At 64.9% G+C, this 18,916-nt stretch carries 21 protein-coding genes; all 21 read right to left on the bottom strand.

The window, feature by feature from the left end:
* Nucleotides 1–4: 4 nt before the first annotated feature.
* Entirely contained in the window at nt 5–1,249 is a 1,245-nt protein-coding gene (locus H3T93_RS05400) for a GH25 family lysozyme (protein WP_186363931.1), read from the bottom strand.
* A gap of 66 nt (nt 1,250–1,315) precedes the next feature.
* A complete protein-coding gene (locus tag H3T93_RS05395; protein WP_110425404.1) occupies nt 1,316–1,630 on the bottom strand; it encodes a hypothetical protein in 315 nt (104 codons plus the stop codon).
* 14 nt (nt 1,631–1,644) lie between these two features.
* Nucleotides 1,645–2,556: a hypothetical protein gene (locus H3T93_RS09135; protein ID WP_232348689.1), complete on the bottom strand. Its 912-nt coding sequence runs from the start codon at nt 2,554–2,556 to the stop codon at nt 1,645–1,647.
* Nucleotides 2,549–3,103, bottom strand: a complete 555-nt coding sequence (locus tag H3T93_RS05385; RefSeq protein ID WP_144177693.1) for a hypothetical protein — start codon at nt 3,101–3,103, stop codon at nt 2,549–2,551. The genes H3T93_RS09135 and H3T93_RS05385 overlap by 8 nt, the downstream gene beginning before the upstream one ends.
* Entirely contained in the window at nt 3,096–4,211 is a 1,116-nt protein-coding gene (locus tag H3T93_RS05380; RefSeq protein ID WP_144177695.1) for a hypothetical protein, read from the bottom strand. The genes H3T93_RS05385 and H3T93_RS05380 overlap by 8 nt, the downstream gene beginning before the upstream one ends.
* A gap of 14 nt (nt 4,212–4,225) precedes the next feature.
* Entirely contained in the window at nt 4,226–5,683 is a 1,458-nt protein-coding gene (locus tag H3T93_RS05375) for a hypothetical protein (RefSeq protein WP_144177697.1), read from the bottom strand.
* An 11-nt stretch (nt 5,684–5,694) separates the two neighbouring features.
* The gene (locus tag H3T93_RS05370) at nt 5,695–8,958 is read right to left on the bottom strand and encodes a phage tail tape measure protein (RefSeq protein WP_144177699.1); all 3,264 of its coding nucleotides are present in this window, start codon (nt 8,956–8,958) and stop codon (nt 5,695–5,697) included.
* A gap of 12 nt (nt 8,959–8,970) precedes the next feature.
* Nucleotides 8,971–9,225, bottom strand: coding sequence for a hypothetical protein (locus H3T93_RS05365; RefSeq protein ID WP_144177701.1), 255 nt, complete (start codon nt 9,223–9,225; stop codon nt 8,971–8,973).
* Nucleotides 9,226–9,335: 110 nt separating this feature from the next.
* Complete coding sequence (locus H3T93_RS05360; RefSeq protein WP_144177703.1) at nt 9,336–9,806, bottom strand: hypothetical protein; 471 nt, start codon at nt 9,804–9,806, stop codon at nt 9,336–9,338.
* Nucleotides 9,807–9,897: 91 nt separating this feature from the next.
* On the bottom strand, nt 9,898–10,449 hold the full coding sequence (locus tag H3T93_RS05355) for a phage tail tube protein (protein ID WP_144177705.1): 552 nt from the start codon (nt 10,447–10,449) through the stop codon (nt 9,898–9,900).
* An 80-nt stretch (nt 10,450–10,529) separates the two neighbouring features.
* Entirely contained in the window at nt 10,530–10,925 is a 396-nt protein-coding gene (gp17, locus tag H3T93_RS05350; protein ID WP_144177707.1) for a tail completion protein gp17, read from the bottom strand.
* Nucleotides 10,922–11,293 carry a hypothetical protein gene (locus H3T93_RS05345; RefSeq protein WP_144177709.1) on the bottom strand — a complete coding sequence of 124 codons (372 nt, stop codon included), beginning with the start codon at nt 11,291–11,293 and terminating at the stop codon, nt 10,922–10,924. The genes gp17 and H3T93_RS05345 overlap by 4 nt, the downstream gene beginning before the upstream one ends.
* A gap of 1 nt (nt 11,294) precedes the next feature.
* The gene (locus tag H3T93_RS05340; RefSeq protein ID WP_144177710.1) at nt 11,295–11,726 is read right to left on the bottom strand and encodes a DUF6093 family protein; all 432 of its coding nucleotides are present in this window, start codon (nt 11,724–11,726) and stop codon (nt 11,295–11,297) included.
* Complete coding sequence (locus H3T93_RS05335) at nt 11,723–12,223, bottom strand: hypothetical protein (protein WP_144177711.1); 501 nt, start codon at nt 12,221–12,223, stop codon at nt 11,723–11,725. The genes H3T93_RS05340 and H3T93_RS05335 overlap by 4 nt, the downstream gene beginning before the upstream one ends.
* Nucleotides 12,220–13,170: a phage major capsid protein gene (locus H3T93_RS05330; protein WP_144177712.1), complete on the bottom strand. Its 951-nt coding sequence runs from the start codon at nt 13,168–13,170 to the stop codon at nt 12,220–12,222. Before H3T93_RS05330 ends, H3T93_RS05335 begins: the two co-directional genes overlap by 4 nt.
* A gap of 10 nt (nt 13,171–13,180) precedes the next feature.
* On the bottom strand, nt 13,181–13,744 hold the full coding sequence (locus H3T93_RS05325) for a hypothetical protein (RefSeq protein ID WP_144177714.1): 564 nt from the start codon (nt 13,742–13,744) through the stop codon (nt 13,181–13,183).
* 90 nt (nt 13,745–13,834) lie between these two features.
* The gene (locus tag H3T93_RS05320) at nt 13,835–14,095 is read right to left on the bottom strand and encodes a hypothetical protein (RefSeq protein WP_110425418.1); all 261 of its coding nucleotides are present in this window, start codon (nt 14,093–14,095) and stop codon (nt 13,835–13,837) included.
* Nucleotides 14,092–15,354: a VG15 protein gene (locus tag H3T93_RS05315; RefSeq protein ID WP_110425419.1), complete on the bottom strand. Its 1,263-nt coding sequence runs from the start codon at nt 15,352–15,354 to the stop codon at nt 14,092–14,094. The genes H3T93_RS05320 and H3T93_RS05315 overlap by 4 nt, the downstream gene beginning before the upstream one ends.
* Before the next feature lie 3 nt (nt 15,355–15,357).
* On the bottom strand, nt 15,358–16,746 hold the full coding sequence (locus H3T93_RS05310) for a phage portal protein (protein WP_144177715.1): 1,389 nt from the start codon (nt 16,744–16,746) through the stop codon (nt 15,358–15,360).
* Nucleotides 16,740–18,533 carry a terminase gene (locus H3T93_RS05305; protein WP_198214742.1) on the bottom strand — a complete coding sequence of 598 codons (1,794 nt, stop codon included), beginning with the start codon at nt 18,531–18,533 and terminating at the stop codon, nt 16,740–16,742. The genes H3T93_RS05310 and H3T93_RS05305 overlap by 7 nt, the downstream gene beginning before the upstream one ends.
* The gene (locus H3T93_RS05300) at nt 18,533–18,913 is read right to left on the bottom strand and encodes a hypothetical protein (RefSeq protein ID WP_233439338.1); all 381 of its coding nucleotides are present in this window, start codon (nt 18,911–18,913) and stop codon (nt 18,533–18,535) included. The genes H3T93_RS05305 and H3T93_RS05300 overlap by 1 nt, the downstream gene beginning before the upstream one ends.
* Nucleotides 18,914–18,916: the final 3 nt, after the last annotated feature.

Raw genomic sequence — 18,916 nt, 5'->3', positions numbered from 1 at the left:
CTCCTCAGTAGTGGAGCACTTCGCCGGCGTAGATCAGGCCTGGGTTGCCGGACCGATAGCCGCGTATCTGGCTTTGGGGGATGCCGAGCCTCGCGGCGATCCAGGAGAGCGTGTCCCCCCGCTGCACGGTCACGGTCCGTCCGCCTCCTTCACCATTGCCGGTAGCGAGACGCTGGCCGGGATGGATCACGTAAGGCGCTTGGATGCCGTTAAGCCGGGCGACCATGGGCCAGGGGCCGCCGAAGACGGCGCTCAGTGAGTCTCCGGGGCGGACCACGTAGGTGCCGGAGCCGTTGTCTACGCCGGAGTTGCCGCGAAGCCGATTGTTGACCACGGCCATGACCTCGTCGTAGCGGTTGCCCAGTAGGGCGTGGCGCTGCGGGTCGTTGCCGTACTCGCCTCGGATGACGGCTGTGGCGATGCTGACAGCGTCGCCGACGGGCGCGCCCTCGGAGGGCGTGGGAGTCGGGGTGACCGGGTTAGGCTGCGTGCCTACGGGGGCGTTGGCATACTTGGCCCATGTCCCCGCATCCCCATACCACCAGTTGACGTCCACCGCAGTCCCCACGCCGGGCACATGCCCCGAGGAGGAGTACTGCCAGGCGGCTGCGAACGGCCAGGGAGCTACAGAGTATGGCGGGGCTCCCGGGTCCCGCAGACGCTCGCCCTTGTACCCGCGCGGGTAGCCGGCCACCCAGAGCCCGTAGTCGGCCCCTGCCACCGCACGCCAGTCGCCCGCGCTGATCGTGGACGCCGACATGTAGATGATGGGCTTGGCCCCCCAGTAGGATGCCACCCGATCAAGCCAGCGCTTGGCCCACTGGGTGTCGCCCCTGTGACTTGCCGGCGGCTCCCAGTCCAGGAAGGGGATTACGCCGGCATGCACCAGGCCCTTGGCGTTGGATTGGGCGTTGAAGTAGTCCGCCTCCGCCTCCGGGCTGTTGCCATACTCGGGGCGCGCATACCCGTAGGCCCCGATCCGCAGACCCGCAGCCTTGTTGGCGGCCAGCTGGCAGTTCGCGGCCGGGTTGACGTAGCCGGTCCCCTCAGTGATCTTGGTGATTGAAAAGTTGGCTCCCGAGTCCTTGGCTGTTTGAGCGTTATAACACCCTTGGTAGGAAGCGTTATCAAACCCTGCGTCAGCATAGGCGACCCCCGGGCTGATCATGGCCAGGGCGGCCATCGCCCCCACCATAATTTGTCCGTACCTGGGCTTGGCTCGCGCATGCCGCGCATGAAACCAATGCATGCATATCCTCCTCAAAATAGACATGAAAAAAGCCGCCCGGAAGGGCGGCAGGAAAAATTACTGAGGTCAGTCCACGGTGGGTAGGGCCTTGAGCTCCTCGTAGACCTTGGTGCCCGCCCCGTTGCCTCCCAGACTGTGATAGGCCTGGTAGACGCGGTCAGCCTCCTCCATCACACCCAGAGGGATATAGTCCATGGGCACGTACTTGGCGTGGATCTCCAGCAGCTCGGCTCGCAGGAGCGTGCGCAGGCCCGTCTCCATGGCCAGGTCCCGGGCCGCCTCCCTCTTGTGGCTTTTGAGCAGCCACCCGCACATGCCGCCCACCCCTGTCAGGAGCATGGGCACCACGGATTCGAGCAGGGTCATCAACAGGTCAGGCATGCGGCATCCTCCTGTCAGCCAGCCAAGTAACAGACCGTAACCGTCCAACCGCCCGTGTTCTGACCGGCTCCTCCCATGTTCTGGTAGCTGGCGGTGCCGTTGGATTTGATGGAGATCTGCCTTTGAGAGGCCCCGTCCCTGCCCTGGTAGGGGGCGGTCACATCCATGAGAGGCCGCCATCCAACCGGCAGAATCCCGAACGAGCCCGACCCCCAGGATCCGCCTGACGCAGACCTCCAGGCGATGGTCAGCTGGACCGTGTCTCCTGCTCTTATGCCGGTGACCGTGCCCTGCCGGGAGCTGATCAGGGCGGTCGGCTGGGTAACGACAGGAGCCCAAGCGCCGCCGCGCCTGACGTACCGGCTGCCGTCAGCCAGCATGCCCTGCATCCCCTCGGCGGCGCTGACTGCCTGCAGCCGGTCCAGGGAGCTTACGCTGACGGTCGCGGTCTGGCTGATGACGGGAGCCGTGTCGGAGGCTATGCCCGCAGATACCGTGGCGATGACCAGCCCGTCGATCATCCGGTCGTCCACGGAGCCCGAGTACGACTGGACGCTGACCCGCTCACCTGACCCGTGGCCGGCGGCCTGGTCGGCCAGGACGACTGCAATCTTGTAGGAGCTGGTGGAGGTCTCTACGGACACCTGCACGGGTCTGATGATTGCGTACTCGTATGCGCCCGACCCGCTCCACGGGCACAGCCAGCCCATGTGTGGGCTGACCGTGGCCGTGGTCCCGTCCATGCTCACCAGCGGAGACGGGCTGCCCGCGCGCACTCCTTGCACGCCGCCGAACGGGCTTCCGTCCGGAATGGCGTGCGCTGCCCCAGCCGTCATCTGGTAGGACTGAGCCGTGTAGGCCGGCCCGCCTGCATCCGCGTCATAAGTGAGGGGGAAGCCCACCATCGAAGTCGTGTCATCAGTCATTGCCTGCCTCCTTGCTGTCCTGCGATCCGGCCTGCTGCCGGTAGTGGATGGCCGTCAAAGAAAACGTCACATCCTTGGATGATCCGGTCATCCCCAGGTCTCCGTTGCCCAGACCGCAGCGGAGGGTGTACCGGTCGCCCGGTTTGGCCGGCCCTGCCCACATGCCGTACTGGTGCGGGTTCGCGCTGCCGAGATTGTCCCAGGGGTCCTGCGCATGGCAGTCCGCCAACGTTATGCCGTTGCGCAGTATCTGCCAGGTCAACATAAGGCTGTTGCCCACCGATGTGCCATCCATGGAAACGAATGCGATGGTCCGGCCCTCGTCTCCGTACTTGGGCACTACCAGTTCCGGGGAAGTCCAGAAATTCGGAATGGCGGACGACACCTGGTCAAAATGAAGCGTCAGCGAGCTGATGCGCGGTATCAGGGGCGTGAGGCTGGCCAGCACGGAGGCTGGGATCTCCTTGGTTTCCCGTCGCGCCTGCACGCCCATCCCGTGCAGGGCTTGCGCACCAGAGTTGATCGGGAAGTAAAACGGGCTACTCATATTCGACTGCTCCTTCCTGCAGGATCGGGGTCAGGGTCCATGAACCGGTGAAGCTGATCCTGTAACCGATCACGCGGGCCATGCCGCTTGCGCCCCCGGGCAGGAGTGACTGAGCGCCGCCCGCATCCCAGCGGACCGTGTCCCCGGGCCGCCACTCCACGCCCAGCCTGGGCGCGGACAGCAGGTCAAGGTCGATGCTGTGCGTGACCGTACCTGTCCTGCGGGAGGCGAGCCTACGGCGCGCATGCGCCTCCAAGGTCGCCACGTCCTTGATGCTGGTGCTGGGCGTGTAGCTCAGGGGCCACACTGGACGCGACGGATCCTCATACGATACCCAGGATGAGGAGGGCCGCGTATCACCGTCAGCCGTGCTCACCGCCCGAACCCGGTTCGCCAACGCAGTGCCCGAAGCGTCCAGATCAAGCGAGAAGCCCGTCATCTGGGAAACGTCGAACTCAGTGACAGGCTCCATGCTCCCGTAATGGTCCGCAGCGGCGATCACGCAACGGTAGGATCCGTCCGGCTCCATCCGCCACCAATGCCCCCATTCGGGGCCGCCATCCACGCCCGCCAGCTCCTGGATCGCACTGAGGACGCTCTTGTCGTCCGTATCCTGGTACTCCCGGTTTCTCAACACGGGAGAAGGCTCGTACTCCGTGGCCAGGCAGTTACGCATGCCGTCCACCGCGCCCCGTCTGACGATGTCTGCCACGATCAGGGTCTGCCCCTGGCCCCGGTAGGACAGTTCCCCGGTCGGGCACTGCTCCAGGTAGGTCTCCACTGTGTCCACCTTGAGCTCCAGGCCCGTGCCCGCGAGGTCCTCATGCACGCCCATCAGCAGACCGCCCCAGACCGGCTGCTCGTCCTGCGTGAGAATATAGGCCACGCCGCCAGGCAGGGTCGCGTCCTGCCAGTTGGCCGGCAGGCAGTCGTAGGGCAGGCGCAGCTGCTGGGTCGTGCCCTCCATCAGCCGGTACTCCAGACTGTCCGCCTGCAGGTACGGCAGATCGCAGATAGGCCGGCCGTCCACCAGACTCACCGCCAGCCAGGAAAGTCTCGCACGCCTGGCCTCCTGTGCCTGCGCCTCGTCTCGGTCCGCCACGGACATCCCGAGTCTCCTCGTCATAGATAAGCCCCCCGGAAGTTCACCGACAGTCGCGCATCCGCCGAATACTCGCTGGCCGTGAACAGCCATGTGTTAGGACCCGGCAACGCGTCCGACCAGCCGCGCCGCACCACCGCTCCCCGTGCCGGGTCCCGCCCGTCCACCAGCACCTGGCGCATCCGGCTGTCAAAAGTCACGTAATGGCCGGCACCCAATCGCATGCGCAGCTCCAGCACCCCGCCGGACGGATGATGCTCGATTCTCGGATCCACGACAGGCCCGTCCACACGCAGACTGACCGGGCTGGGCGCGCCCCCAGGATTGGACAGGGCCACCGCCCCAGACACGACCTGCTCCCCGAAACACCAGGAGCTTGTCGCGGCCGGCAGGCTGGACCCATCGAACCAGCCGATGCCCCGTGCCTGCATAAGTTCCCAGTCGGCCTGGGTCCAGATGCCGAACCGCCGCCAGTCGCCCGAAGCGCCCGAGCTGAAAGCCTCGTCAAACACCTGGTCGGACACTGCCAGCCACGCCTGGGAGCCCAGCGTCACCTTGATCACGAAATCCGTCCACATGCCCACCCCGGCAGGCGCATGGTCCACTGACCAGGAGCCCCCGTCCGAGGACTCCACATGTGCCGTCGCCTTGGACGTTGTCGCCTCGTTCAGCCGCCACTGCCAGGACATCACATAGGGGCCCGCAGGCAGTAGCACCGCCCCATCAGGAGGCGACGGAACCAATGCATGATCCGGGTTCGTCGTCCAATTCCAGCCGATCCCGCGCGAACCCTGCGTCACATGCAGGCCGTCCGCATCCAGTGACAGGCCCCCGCTACACCGGGCCTGAAACCGCGACCCGTATTTGGGCCTAGGATCCTGCATGAGATTGCGCACCGTGACCCCGCCCGCGTCCAGCAGCGACGACGACCACACTGCATCTCCCTCCCAGGAGGAGCGGGCAGACGACGGCAATCCCGTAAACGCCGCAGGCAGCCACAAACCCCCAGACGAGGACGGCAAACCCGTCGACCCCGACAGCGGATCACCTGCATCAAACGCGTACGGACTTAAACTCACGAGCGGAATGCTGAACTTGGCGACTTTCAGGCCTGCCTGCGGCTGGATCATCGGCTTGGCTTCGGCCCGCTGCACCAGGTAGAGGAGCGTGCCGCCGTCCACGCTGACCGTCAGCTTTCCGCCGGCCGTCGGCACGGCCTCCAGCAGAGCCTGCCGTGCCTGCAAATATGCAGCATCATCCGGGCAGGTGACCATGCCGGTGATTGTGATGTCGCGCCCGCTTAGGTGCGCCCGGTTGGACACCCAGCCGTCCCCCCAGACCAGGGATGAGTGCGCATGCGTGGACTCGACCCCGTCCCAGATGCCGTCCAGGCTGCTCACCGTCCAGTAGCAGCCTCTTTCGTCCAGCCCGTACAGGCGCATTCCCCCCAGCTGCACTCGGGCACCTACATACGTCATGGATGCTCCTCTCAGCCGACCAGCCAGGCGACCTGCCTGGCGGATTCGCGCGCCAAGGCCTGCGTATCAAGCGAATACAGTCGTTGATTGATGGTCACCGGATGGCCTGCCGACGCAGGCCCGGTCCAAGCGGACTGCGCCTGCGGCATCTTGGCCGCCTCATACCGTTGCACCTGCCCGCCCCCTGCATACCGCTGCCAGTTGATGGCGTTGAGCATCTCCGTGCCGTACTGGCGCACTGCAGCAGCCCTGATCACATACTCCCCGTTGGACAGGCGCGCCGGGATGTCGTCGCTGGTGCCCGTACCGGGCCCGGTGATCAGACCGCCGATCGCATGGTTCGGGACGGCTCCGATGTTGATGTGAAAAGGCTTGCTGAGAATGCTCTTGATGGTGTCCCAGAAACTGTGCGTATCCGCATCCACGGAGACTTGCTTCCCGTCTATATTCGCATCCTCTACCGCTTTCTTGGCAACCATGAAAGGACCATCATTGCCAGAGATGAGCCCGGTCTTCGGCGTTATCTGCCACCCGTTAGCCTCGGCAATCTTGCGCCAGTAATGGTTGTCTTCGCCTTTGAGCTGGCCTGTTTTGGTGTCGATGGTCGCCCCGTTGGCCAGGGCGAGCGCCATGTCGTACTGGTGCTTGTCCAGAGTCAGCTTGGAGTGCTTGTCATCGATCTTTGCGCCAGTTACTTCTCTTATGGCCATCATGGCGTCCTTGTTCTTGCCGGTGATCCGGATGGTCTTGCCGTCTGGCAGACCTTTGGCTGCTAGCCCTACCTGCTTCAGGGCCTTCGATGCCTCATCCCTTATCTTGAGAGGCTTGGCGTTGGCTTTTTCGATCTGGGCGACCAGATCCTTGACCCGCTCAGAGGAAAGTCCCACGGAGTCGGCGAAGGCTGTTGCATCGCCGTCGCTCATGCCCATGGCTTTCGCGTAGTCGATGACCTTCTGCCGACCCTGCTCCATGACCTGGCTGACCTTGTCGATCCCTTCGCCGTTCCGGGCGTGGGCCTCGGCGCAATCCTGTGCAGCTGTCGCCAGGTCCTTCAGGGCCTTGCGATTGGCCTGGCCTTTGAGATTGAACGCGTCCAAAGACTTGCCGTTCTTTTTCAAGGCCTCGTCGGCTCCGGACAGTGCTTGACCCCATTTGGTGTCAGCGTCAAAAGCCCCTAGTTTGAAGCCGTAGTACTGTTTCAGCGCATCCACAGCCTCGCCAAGCGCAGAGGACTCCTCGTTCACGCCTTTGTTGGAAGCGTTCAACTGGTTGGAGAGGATGGAGGACGCGTCGGCGGCCTTCTGGGTCTGCTCGGCTGACTGGCCTTGCGCCTGGGCGTGTTGGCCTGCCGCATCGGCGGCCTTCCTGTCGCTGGCTGCCAGCTCATCCTTGCCTTCCTTGTTGCGTTTCGTGGCTTCTGTGGAGTTCTTATACACCTTGGTCAATTGGGAGAGCTTGGTTTGGCCCTCGGTGATGACCCCATAGTATTGGCTGCCCGACTGCTTGTTGGCCTCCAAAGCCTTGTTGACCTGGTTGATGGCGGTCTCGCTGCCCTGCGCGGCGCGGGCGAAGGTGCCTGCGCTGATGCCGCAGGCCTGGAGCATATCGTCAAGAGTGTGGAACCCTGTGTTGACGTATTGCACCCAGCCCCAGTCGATGTTGTTGCCACTGGTGATCATGTCGACGAGTTTCTCGCTGACGTCCCCGCCTTCGGCCATGGCCTGGGCCAGCTCATCCTGTGCGGCCTTGGCCTGGGCGGCGTGGTTGGAAAAGGCCGTGAGCGCTGCTCCTGCCACGCCCAGGGCTATCCCCCAAGGGCCGCCGAGCAAGTCGACAATGCCCGCTCCGGCGCTTTTGAGCGCGCCCATGCGCAGGGCGGAGCCGCTGCTGGCGGTGCCCACACGCCGCATCTGCTCCTCATAGGTAGCGACTGACAGCTTGACCTGCTCCACCGCCGCACCGAAATGCCCCATGGCGGCCTGCACCCTCTGCACCGGGTCCACGACCATGCCGAAGCTACGGCTCAGCACGCTGGTGCTCCGCGCCGTCTGCCCGAAGATCTTATGCAGGCCCACGCCGGCCCCGGCGGCCATGCCGAGCAGCACCGCGGTCTGCTGTATGGGGGCTGGCAGGTCGCCGAAGGCCGTCACCAGGCTGGTGACCGACTGGATGACACTGCGGATGGGGCCGTTGGCTCCCGATCCGATCTTGATCAGGGAGGTCTCCACGGCCCCGCCGAATTGTTCGACGTCACCTTTAAGGTTGTCGGTCAAAGCTGCGGCCTGCTTGGCTGCGAAGCCCTGCTGATTGACCTGCTTGGTAAATTTATTCACGCCTTCGGCACCCTGCTCGTAGAGGGTGTTGCCCACGCTCATGGCAGCGTTGCTGAAGAGCACGCCCATGGCGTTGGCCCGCTGCTCGGGGGTGAGGGCGGACAGCTTCTCCTTGAGCTGAGCGGCGAAGTTGGCCAGGCCGACAAAGTTGCCCTGACTGTCGTACATGCTGATACCCAGCTGCTGCATCTCTGCCTTGGCGGGGCCGGAGGCGCTGGTCAGGCCGATCAGCGCGGACCTGAGCTGCGTGCCCGCGTCGGATCCGACGATGCCCTGGGAGGCCATCATGGTCAGAGCCCCGGTGGTGTCCTCGATGCTCATGCCCAGCTGGCTGGCGGTCGTGCCCACCATCTTCAAAGCCTCGCCCATGTCGGAGACCCCACCCTGGGCGGTGTTCGCGCCGGCAGCCAGCAGGTCGGCCACATGGGATGCCAGGCTGCCTTGCAAACCAAATTCATTCATCGCAGATGCGGTGAGCTCGGCGGCGTCGGCGACACCCATCTGCCCGGAGGCGGCCAGGTCGAGCGCCCCGTCCAGGCCACCCGAAAGGATGTCCGTCGTGCTCACGCCGGCCTTGGCCAGCTCGTTGATCGCGTCGGCGGACTCGCTGGCGCTGTACACGGTGCGCGCCCCGGCCTCCAGGGCCGCATCCCTGAGCCGGCCCATGACGGCGACAGAGGATCCGGTGCTGGCCTGCACTGCGCTCATGGACTGGTCGAAGTCCGCAAATGCCTTGACGGCGGCCACACCCACGGCGGCGCTCATAGCCCCTACGCCCAGGGCCACCTTCTGCCCGACCGCGGAGAACCGTTCGCTCTTGCTCATGGGGCGCTCCAGGGCAGCGGACAGCTCCGTGGCGGAGGCTGAGGCGGCCTGCATCTTGGCGGTGTAATCCGTGGAATCGGCCATGAGCCTGATGACGATGTTCTCATTGAGCGCCAAGATGCCACCTCTTTATAGTCTGGGCTTGAGTTTCGTGGTCTGCGAGTTCGGGGCCTCGACGATGCCGGACTCCGAGAAACGGGTCATGGCCTTCTCGCGCATCTCCCCTACGAAGCAGGTCTCCACATCCGCGTCGCTGAAAGCGGTTTTGACGGCCTGCTCGTCGTGGCAGAAGCTGATATCCATGCCGCATACGGGGCACTTGTGGGACGATTCGTAGATGTCCAGGGCCATCATCCAGTCGCGCTCCACTTGGTCCCATTCCACCGGGTCATCCGGTGTAGGAACCCAGCCGAGGAAGCGCTTGTAGGAGATTCCCAGCCCGTGGGCGACCCGGAGCTGGGCGAGGATATCGGGATGCTGTGCGAGCCTGTCCGCTAGCCGATCAGCTCGCGCACCGCTTTTGGGAGCTGGTTCACGGGGGTGTTGAGCGTCTGGACGGTCTGTATGATGTCGGCCACCTGGATGTCGGTGAGCGAGTCAATCAGCTCCTCCAACTCACCGGCCTCTAAGGTGACCTCTGCGCCGTCCTTCCACGCGGCATTGACGAGCATGCGCGGCACAGCATCCCTGATCATGCCCAGGAAATCCTTAACCGCACGATCCTTGACCACGTCCGTATGGTCGATGACGATGGCGTTCCACGGACTTGACGGCAGCCCCCTCAGGGTGAGCACCAGGGTCTTGGAGTCCAGCTCACTGACCATGCCGGCCAGCTTCTCCTTATCTGCCTTTTTCCTCTTGTCCTGGCCGACGACTTGGTTGCCCAGATCCACGATGTCGCTCATGAGCTGGAGGTCGGTGATTATCTCCACAGTCTTGGTTATCGGCTTGACGATGACTTCCATATGTCTGCTCCTAATAAGATCGACTGCTCCTGGAGGTGAAAGGCCCCCGTGCGGCAGGAGCAGGAGCCACACGGGGGAAGATCGGGATAGGTCAGGCGGTGACGGTCGCCGTCTCGTCATAGGAGCCGGGGGCCACGCTGAAGCTGGTCTGGCTCTTGGTCAGAGCGTTGGCGGCGTGAGCCACCGGCGTGGTGATGCCGATCGTGACCTTGAAGACCGAGACGGTCTGACCCGCCTCGAAAGCGATCTGGGTCTTGTTGCGGCGGCGGACGAAGTAGCCCTGCACCCCCTTGCGCAGCGTCTCGAAGGCCTTGTTCGGCTCGTCCGTGTTCACGTTGTTGATGATCTGGAGGGAGCCGCCGTCGAACTTCTCCGCGCCGGGGATCTCGCCCGCCTGAGCGGATGCCTCGCGGTCGTCCTTGATCATCTCCTGCGTGTGGTTCAGTTTCCACCCGGTTCCGTCCAGGTATTGGGAAAGGTTCAGGTTCCCTTCTTTGTTCAGTTCGGCCACGGTCGGCTTGGACATGTCCTTGATGCCGTCGAAGCCGGGCACGAAGATTGTCAGGATGTTGCCATCCTCGATGGTCGCCGTGGGCAGTCCCGTCGGGGCGGCGGGAGTGGTGGGGTTGGTCGTATCAGCCATTGGTTTCCTCCAATTGATTGGTACCGGATATGCAAAGACCCCACACGATGGCGGGGTCCCTTGGTTCGGGTTTGGTTTGGTCAGGCGCTCCAGGCGAAGCGCCAGGTGAGCACGCGCATGAGATAAGGGGCGGATGTGGCGGTATCGATCAGTTCGGCCGCATACAGGCCGGAGTCCTGGTCGGGGACCAGCCGGCTGATCCTCCGGTCGACCGGCATGGCCCCGTCTAGGCTGTCCTTGAGCCGGTCCATGGCGATGCTGATGCCGTCGCCATCACGGCCGACGACGCGGATGTCGAGCACCCCGTCATGGGAGACGGCATGCAGATCCTCCGCCCCGCTGCGACCGGTCTCGGAGACGCGCACCACCACCCAGGGCGGGCTCTGCCCGGTGGCCACATCCTCATACACCCGCCAGCCGGGCATGGCCGGCACCAGGGCCATGACGGCTTTCCTGACCTCCACGGTCCGGCTCATAGCTTGGACGCCGCCTCTCTGACATACCGGGCGGTCGGCTCCAGCTCGTCAGCGCCGTGCTCATAAAACTTGTGGCTGCCGCCTCCACGGCTGGTGCCGAAGAAGGCGATGTTGGCCAGGCTGGATGCGCCGCCCTGTTCGGGGCCGATGTTCGCCTCCACGACCGGACCACGTTCCTGCATGTCGTAGTGGATGTGGATACGGCGGATGGCATGATTGCTGGAGGATTGCAGGTCCTCGCTCACGCTTTCCTTGATGTTCTGCGCCCCGTGCTTGACCGCGGCTGCGACCAGCGTCTGGTTGCGCAGGGGGATGACGGCGAGCGCCTTGGCCAGGTCCTTGACCTGTCCCGTGTCGATGGTCGGCATGTCAGTCCTCCTTGGGTATCTCCTGCACGTTCCAGCGTCTGGCTGTCGCTAGGGTTTTCTCGGATTGCATGTTGACCAGGCGCATCCGGCGGCCCTTCAGGTCGGGGTCCTTGGAGTCGATCACTTGGGCGACGTCCTTCTCGTGTAGGCCTGTGGCGCTGATGGGCAGGTGCAGGTACAGGCTCCATTCGGGCACGATGCCGCCGATGTTGGAGGAGTCGCCGGACGCGGTGCTCGTCTGGGAGGCCATGCCTCCGGAGGTCTGCACCTTGCACGGCCCCTCGTACAGGGTCTCCCCGCTTGGGGTTTCCGCGCCGGTGACGGGGTCGACGGCTGTCTTTCCGGGCCGGGTGATGCGGATGGTGTCGGTCATGAGGCTTTCGGCATAGGCGCGCAGCTTGCCCATGTCGGGCTGCCGGAACCGTTGTCTCATGTTGACTCCGTGATTCTGGCCATGAGGAATCGGCTGTCGTCGTCCCATTCGTGGTGCATGTCGCTGCTGGCGGCTTCGCCTCGGGTGGTGCCGATGACGCCGATGCCGGCGATGACCGGGGACTGTCTGGCGGTGAGCCTGGATAGGGTGGCTTTCTCGGTGGCGGTCAGGTACAGGCCTGGCTCCTCCACTTTGCGGCTGCCCCCGTCCATGCCGTCGTCCGCTTGCAGGTTCCATTGGGTTTCCGCGTTGGGGTTGGTGTACATGCGTCCGGCGCAGGCCAGGCACACGTCCTGCAGCTCCTCGGGCAGGTCGTCTGGCAGTTTCCCGTCCTCGCCGGTCCAGTCGCGGCCGGTTTGGTTGCGGATCAGGTTGGATGCGGCCCGCAGGCATCGCTGGGCGCGTTTGTGGTCGGCGTCCTCCTTGTCGGCGGGGATGTCCTCGCCCAGCCATTCGGCCAAGTCTTCGGGCTCGGCGAAGGCCGGCCGTGCGGTCACTTTGTGGCCTGCTTGGCGGATGCGGGGGTGATGAAGCCGGCGGGGTACTGCTTGCCCTTGTCCTTGAGCCGGGTCAGTGGGTTGGCGACGGCGAAGCCGACGCGCATGACCACGCGCAGCGCCTGGGAGTCCTGCTGCATCAGGTTGTACACAACCTTGCCGTCCTCGTCGGAGATGACGCCCTGGTCGAAGACCTGGTAGCGGATGTCCTGGCGGATGCCGTAGACGAATTTTGTCCAGTCGGCTCCCAGCAGAACGGCCTTGTCGACGGCCCATGCGCCGTTTACGACCTCATTGAGCGGGTACCCGTACAGGGTGGAAGGGGTGCCTTGAGCCAGGGAGGGCACGTAGATGGGTGTGCCGTTCGCGTTGCGAAGTCCGGTCAGTTGCCATCCGAATCCGGGCATGGTGGCGAAGCCGCTGAGCCCGAACCCGGCCTCGCTGAGCTTGCGGCCCAGCTTGGCCACGTCGTCGGCGAGGTCCTTGCCGGTGCCTTCGGCGAGGTTGTTGCCTGCAGCCGTGGCTCCTGCGAGAATGTCGGTGCCCCAGGATGCGGGCTTGTCTATGCCGAAAATGGCGGCCTGGTCGATCTTCTTGCCCATGGCTTCCGCGATGAGCGGCTTGATGGTGTCCCATAGGTTGATCTGGCTGTCTTCCACGACGCTGTCGGGGATGGGCACGATGACGGCCATCTCCTCGGCGGTCATGGTAACGTCCTCCCACCCGGTCTTGGTGGTCTGCTTGAGGCCTCCCTCGTTCACCCAGTAGGCGTCGGGCAGGGATGCCAGGACGGGCTGCTTCTCCTTCTTGGCGCTCATCGGCACTTTCTTCGCCCGCGTCATGATGACGGAGCTTTGCGGCATGGTCTGGATGATCTCCTTGCTCACCTGATCGGGGATCAGGGAGTCGGACAGGTCGTCGCGGGTGATTATGTTTGGTTCGCTCATAGGTTGTCTCCTAGCGGTTGTTTTCCAGTGCGTCGCGCACCCAGTCCTTGGACTTGGAGGCTGTCGGATCGTTGCCTCCGGTCGGGTTGGCGCGCAGCACCGGGTTGGTTGGTTTCCTTCCCGCATCAGAGGCGGCCTGCGCTTCGATGCGTGCCGCGAGCTTCGCGGCCTTGTCGGCGATCTGCTCGGGGGTTCCTGCCCCGATCAGGTCATAGTCTTCCTCGCTCAGGCAAGGGTGCTTGGCGCGGGCTTCGGCCCATGCGGCCTTGGCCTGCACTTGGGCGAGCCTGTCCTGCGCCTCTTTCAGGTCCCGGTCGGCTTTCTGCCTAGCGGTGAGCTTCTCGTCCTCGTAGGCGCGGTTCTTCTGTGCGAGGTCCTCCTTCTCGTGGCGGAGGTTCTCGATCAGATGCCAGGCCTTCTCCGGGTCGAAGGGTTCGCCGTTTCGTTCCCACGGGGCCTGCTGCTTGGCGTCCTCGAGCTCGCCCTGCTGGCTTTTCTGCTGGGTCTGCTGCGTTTGATTCTGCTCTGCGTCCTGTCGGGCGCTGCCCTCGACGGGGTCGGCTTCGTCGGTCATGGCTGCTCCTGTTCCGCCCGTCCTGCGGGCATGAAAAAAGCCACCGGGAACTTCCCGATGGCTGATAGGTGTGGTTGGGCTAGTGGACGGTTACGTGTTCAGATACTCCCTGTATGGCTCCAGTTCGAAGTTGTCGGGGTCTTCGGCCATCAGCCTGACCTGGGGTGGGAAACGCCGGCTTAGTTCGGGATGGTCGTATGCGGCGTCGAGGGCGCTTTCGATGGCTGCGAGCGGCTCGCCGGCTGTGATGGCATCCTCCATGTCATCTTCGCTGTCTTGGTTGATGCCGCGAATCACGTCCTGGCATTGCCTGGCGACTGCCATCATGCCTTCAAAGCTGATGTTGGTCATTTCCGCGCCTCCTTCCAGTGTCCAGACCTTTTTGGCCCCACGACGATTCTACCGTTCCTGGTCACTCTGGTGACGCCTTCGCCTCCGGCCGGGTAGGCATGGTCGACGAAGAAACGGCCGCTACGCCGGTAGGCTCTGACTTCGATCTGGACCCCGTCGACGGTTTTCCCGAACCGCCATAGGGACCGGTCGTTTGCGCCCTCCAGCGTCCAGTCGGGGTCGGCCAGCACCCTGCCGATTTCGGTGATGATGCGCTGCCCGTCCCAGTCCTTGGGGAATTCGGTTTTGCCGCCGATCCCGCTCCCGTACTGATGCCCGCCCCTCTTGTGGGCGGGGTCGCCATGCAGGATGTGATCCTGGGATTGCCTGCTCAGCGGTGCCGTGTTGCCCGGCCAGGTGCTGGGCATGGGCCGTGAGCCGCCGTCCAGTCTCTCGATCTTGCGCACCCACCCGTTTTCGGCCCGGCGTTGCAGCGCTTGGCTGGTGCCGGGGCTGTCCCGGTATGCGCCCTGCCGGCGCATGATGGGCAGGATCCTGTCGTAGGTCCTGGGCTCGCCCTTGGGCAGGCTTTCGGCGGCCCGGTAGTAGTCGTCGACCCACTGCTGCTCCCGCCTGTCCGGCTTCCAGTCGCCGTAGACGACTTCGACGGTGCATCCGCAGTGCGGATGGTAGGCTCCGCCCCCCCGCTGCGAGAGGGCCTTGTGTTCGCTGGTGTACACGGGGCCTCTGCCGACGAGCATGGCGCAGAAGGTGCAGGGGTTGCCGTCAGCGACCCTCCGGTAGCCGATGGCCCTGGGGTCCTTCCTGGCCCACTCCTGGACCGTGCCCCGCCCTCCGGCGAGGACGGCCTCGTGGAAAGCGCCGAGGAAGAGCCGTCTGGCGGCCTCGTAGGCGTCCTGCTGGGTCTGGCCCATGCTCAGGTGCCATTTGACGTTCGTGGAGCCCATCCATGCAAGCTGGTCTCCGACCGCGTCCCTATCGAATCGGGGCACGGCCACGCGGATGCCGGTCCTGCCGCCATGCTCGGCCTGCCTGAATTGCGGCAGGTAGAGAAGCGCCTCCTGCTGGCTGATGTGGTACCAGGTCTCCAAAAGGTTGAGCATGGTCTGCTTCCAGACGGGCTGGCTGGCGTCCAGGTCGGCCAGGTTCAGGCTGGAGTCCCAGAGCCTCCTGGCCTGGCTGTCGGCGGTAATGGCGAGCCTGACCTGGCTGCGCCGGTGCCGGTCAGTGAGCACGGCCCCTTCCTGGGTGAGCGCCATGGCCTACTCCCCCGAGTTCGGAGCAAGCTGCCCCATGTAGGCTTTCACGGCTATGTCGTCCGGGTTGGGGTGGGCCTGCTGGTAGTCGCGCCAGGAGTCGGCCATGGTCTTGGTCACGCCGGGGATCATGTCCCACAGCTCCTGCTGGGGCACGCCCAGCATCTGCGCGGCCTTGCCGAGCGCATCCACGGCCTGGCTCATGGTCCTGGTGTCCGTGTCCTTCCACATGGGGGTCATCGTGAAGCAGGAGGCATCCTGTTCCCGGCCTTCCACGGCGGCGCACAGGCGCAGCGTGTCCAGGTGGCTGATGCCGAAGGAGGCCCGGCGTTCGTTGCGTTTGGCGTAGAAGCCTGCACGGCTTTCCTCGATGCCCGCATCGCCCACGTTGACCATCTTGCCGAAGGCGGTGGTTGGGGTCTGGCTGACTGCGGCCAGCTCCTCCACGTCGGACTGCTTGGATTCCACCAGGTTACCCAGATCCGTCTCCGCCAGGGTGCCGAAGCTGACGCCCTCGCCGCCGGCGAGCATGTCGTCCTGGCCCATCTGGACCTTCTTCTCGGCCCGCTGCTGGTCGGTCAGCTCCCCCATCTCCAGCCCGGTGGCTGTGCGCACCTTCCAGGAGTTGTAATGCTGGGCCAACAGTTTGTCGTAATTGTCCTTGTTCAGCCTGGATGCGAGGGGTATATACGGCTCCACTTCGCCCGGGGTGCGCCCTTCCAGGTCCTGCTGGTTGGCGTAGCGGACCACCGGGCATACGGGCCTCCCGTGCGGGTCGGTCGCCAGGTGGGGCGTGCAGGAGACGAACGCGTAGGAGCCTTGCTCCCGGGTCCACAGCCACACGTTCCAGCTGTCCCACAGTTCGAAGCTCTCCTGCCTGGGACTGATCCTCCGCACCCGCAGGAACACCTGCGGGAAGGAGTCGCCGGCAGGGTCGTCATACAGGGCGATGGACTCCCTGGGCGAATAGCAGTCGATACGCGACTCCACACCCCCCTCCGGCGCGTCCACGGCCCTGACCGCCGTGTAGGCGGTCCCATAGGCGAGTGCGGACTGGTGCAGGGCGATCTGCCGGCGTCCCATGCGGCTGCGCTCCCACGGCTGCCAGAAGTCGGCCTCCCGCTGCCGGTTGTCGGCACCCTGGATGTCCACGCCCTCCAGGTAGAGGGTCTGGGCGAGGGTGGTGACCACCAGGCGCAGCCATGGGGTCTGGCCCATGTCCCTGAGCATCCGGTGCTCCTGGGTGGCTTTCTTGAGCCTGATGGGCTTGGGGTTCCACCGCCACCACCGGTCGATCCTGTTCATGGCGGGCAGCTCCGAGGCCCAGGCGGGCAGGAGCAGGCTCCGGAGCGCGTTCCGCGCCTCCTGCTCGGTGGAGTATTCGGTGGTCACCATACCTGTCCGCCTCCCTGCTTGCGGGTGTTGAGGTACTCGCGTCTGATCATGCGTGCGCCGATGGCGCATATGGCCAGGTCGATCTTGCGCCTGGACTCGCGGCCTTCCTTGGCGATGCTCATGCCCGCCCTGGTGGGCTGCCTGCGGGCGTTGAGCATGTGCTGGCGCAGCCGGGCGTCCCCGTCGTGGGGGAAGTCCCCTGCCGTGATGTCCGAGTAGGCCTGGTCGACGGCTGTGACGAAGCGTTTCTGCACGTCCATGCGAACCATGTCGAACATGACCGCATGCCGGTCCCGGCCTTGGGGCTGGGCCCAGACTTTCAGCCTCCTGCCGTAGTCGCGGTGCCAGGCGTCGAAGAGCGAATCCCAGTAGCGTAGGCCGGTCTCGTCGTCCAGCACATGGCTGGGGTCGCCCCAGAGGCCGACCACCCGGTAGTCGTGCATGGCCTTGCGGATCGCGTCGTCAACGCTCTCCCTGGGCACGCGCCACCCGTCTCCCCGCTTGCCTGCGGGCCGCTGCCACATGCCCAGCGGCTTGACGAACCCGTCGCCGACACGGCAGGCGACCAGGCCGGTGGCGTCATCGTTCAGCGAGCAGTCCAGGAAGAGGGTGATCCGCTCGCCGTGCTCCAGCATGAGGTCGGGCCGTTCGTTCGCATCCCATTCCTGGGCGGTCACGTAGGCATCCTCGGGGGCCATGCACTGGTTGTACCATTTGCGCCTCGATTCGCTGACCGGGTTCTTCGGGTTGATGATCTCCTTGACGATGCGTTTGGTGGACAGCCAGACGGAGTCGCCACGGATGTCCTCGATGACCCTGGGGATCATTTCCTCGCTCATGGGCGTGTCAGGAGCGGCCTCGATGCTGTCGTACAGGAGGCCGAAATCCATGTATTTGGGCCGTTTGCCCAGGTCGTCGCTGTCCGGGTCGCCCTGCGTGCCCTCCCAGGCCTCCCTGACCCGCTGGGCGACGGAATCCTCGCCGTCCCGGTAGGCGTTGCAGATGTCGAGCATCTTCACGTTCACGCTGTCCTCGCGCTTGGCCGTGTTGCCGGAGAGCACGCCGTCCATGTCCAGGCCGCCGTTCGACCCGTTCCAGTTCTGCGTCTCGTTGCGCACGAGGAAAGTGGGCCTGCCACCCTCCAGGGCCAGGGGGCTGCTGGTGACGGCCTCGATCTGCCGGCTGTCGCCCATCGCGTACATGTTCAGCTTGCCCAGCTGGATGCCGTAGTAGCGTCTGGTCTCGGCGGGGATCAGGCCAGGCAGGAGCTTCATGGTGTTCTTGGTCTGCTCCTGGGAGACCGCGCACACCTGCACCCAGGCGTTCGGCTCGTCCCTGCCCACCGGGTCGCCGCTCGTCCGGTCCCAATGGTCGAAAGTCAGGGGGGCGAAGCAGCTGGTGACCGCGCCGCCTGCCGCCATGGGGTCCTTGCCCCAGCCTTTTAGCCGCTGGAGCACCGCATTGTCGTGCAACGGGTGCCCGGTCTCGTCCAGCGCGTAGTACCACAGCCAGAAGCGCGCCTGCTCCAGCGTCCACTTCCATGGCGCTCCGGCCTTGGAATCGCGCAGCCAGTAGCCGCTCCAGGCCAGGAAATCCCAGCCCAGGGTGATCTTCGGCAGCAGCCAGCCGTCCTTGCCGCGCTTCCAGGTGGGGCCGATGCACACCGGCGCAGTATGCCATTGAGGCGCAGGCTCCGAGGCGAGCGCCTCATGGTACCAGGACTTGATCTCCTCAAGCTCCCCGGAGCGGTCCGGGACGACCGACACCCGTTTGAGGAGTCTTGCCATCAGTCCGCCCCGTACGCCTTCCCCCACCTGCTCTGCGCCACCGAACGCATCATGGAGGACCGGGATTCGCCGGAATCCATGCCCTCCTGCTCGTCAGGGATGTCGATCTGCTTCATCAGCGTCGCGAAATGCGCCTCGTCCTGCCGCAGGTTCACCAGCAGCGGATGGGCTACGATCTGCCCCTGGCTGCCCTTCACCGTCAGATGGTCGCCGATGGCCCGACGCTCCTTGGCTATCCGGTCCTCCGTGTAGCAGGCGTTTTCCAGGATCCGCAGCTCCACATCCGTGAACTCGATGTAGCTGGTCAGGTCCTTCCACAGGCGCTGCCCCTTGCCGCCCTTGACCAGCCCCTGGGGCATGCGCTGAGTCTTCCTCGCCACAAC

It is taken from the genome of Bifidobacterium sp. M0404 (assembly GCF_016101415.1).
Classification (GTDB): Bacteria; Actinomycetota; Actinomycetes; order Actinomycetales; family Bifidobacteriaceae; genus Bombiscardovia; species Bombiscardovia polysaccharolytica.
This window is presented reverse-complemented; position numbering and strand designations above follow the sequence as displayed.

Coding starts and splice junctions, on each gene's coding strand:
- H3T93_RS05400 (WP_186363931.1), bottom strand. CDS start 1,249: ATGCATTGGTTTCATGCGCGGCATGCGCGAGCCAAGCCCAGGTACGGA.
- H3T93_RS05395 (WP_110425404.1), bottom strand. CDS start 1,630: ATGCCTGACCTGTTGATGACCCTGCTCGAATCCGTGGTGCCCATGCTC.
- H3T93_RS09135 (WP_232348689.1), bottom strand. CDS start 2,556: ATGACTGATGACACGACTTCGATGGTGGGCTTCCCCCTCACTTATGAC.
- H3T93_RS05385 (WP_144177693.1), bottom strand. CDS start 3,103: ATGAGTAGCCCGTTTTACTTCCCGATCAACTCTGGTGCGCAAGCCCTG.
- H3T93_RS05380 (WP_144177695.1), bottom strand. CDS start 4,211: ATGTCCGTGGCGGACCGAGACGAGGCGCAGGCACAGGAGGCCAGGCGT.
- H3T93_RS05375 (WP_144177697.1), bottom strand. CDS start 5,683: ATGACGTATGTAGGTGCCCGAGTGCAGCTGGGGGGAATGCGCCTGTAC.
- H3T93_RS05360 (WP_144177703.1), bottom strand. CDS start 9,806: ATGGAAGTCATCGTCAAGCCGATAACCAAGACTGTGGAGATAATCACC.
- H3T93_RS05355 (WP_144177705.1), bottom strand. CDS start 10,449: ATGGCTGATACGACCAACCCCACCACTCCCGCCGCCCCGACGGGACTG.
- gp17 (WP_144177707.1), bottom strand. CDS start 10,925: ATGAGCCGGACCGTGGAGGTCAGGAAAGCCGTCATGGCCCTGGTGCCG.
- H3T93_RS05345 (WP_144177709.1), bottom strand. CDS start 11,293: ATGCCGACCATCGACACGGGACAGGTCAAGGACCTGGCCAAGGCGCTC.
- H3T93_RS05340 (WP_144177710.1), bottom strand. CDS start 11,726: ATGAGACAACGGTTCCGGCAGCCCGACATGGGCAAGCTGCGCGCCTAT.
- H3T93_RS05330 (WP_144177712.1), bottom strand. CDS start 13,170: ATGAGCGAACCAAACATAATCACCCGCGACGACCTGTCCGACTCCCTG.
- H3T93_RS05325 (WP_144177714.1), bottom strand. CDS start 13,744: ATGACCGACGAAGCCGACCCCGTCGAGGGCAGCGCCCGACAGGACGCA.
- H3T93_RS05320 (WP_110425418.1), bottom strand. CDS start 14,095: ATGACCAACATCAGCTTTGAAGGCATGATGGCAGTCGCCAGGCAATGC.
- H3T93_RS05315 (WP_110425419.1), bottom strand. CDS start 15,354: ATGGCGCTCACCCAGGAAGGGGCCGTGCTCACTGACCGGCACCGGCGC.
- H3T93_RS05310 (WP_144177715.1), bottom strand. CDS start 16,746: ATGGTGACCACCGAATACTCCACCGAGCAGGAGGCGCGGAACGCGCTC.
- H3T93_RS05305 (WP_198214742.1), bottom strand. CDS start 18,533: ATGGCAAGACTCCTCAAACGGGTGTCGGTCGTCCCGGACCGCTCCGGG.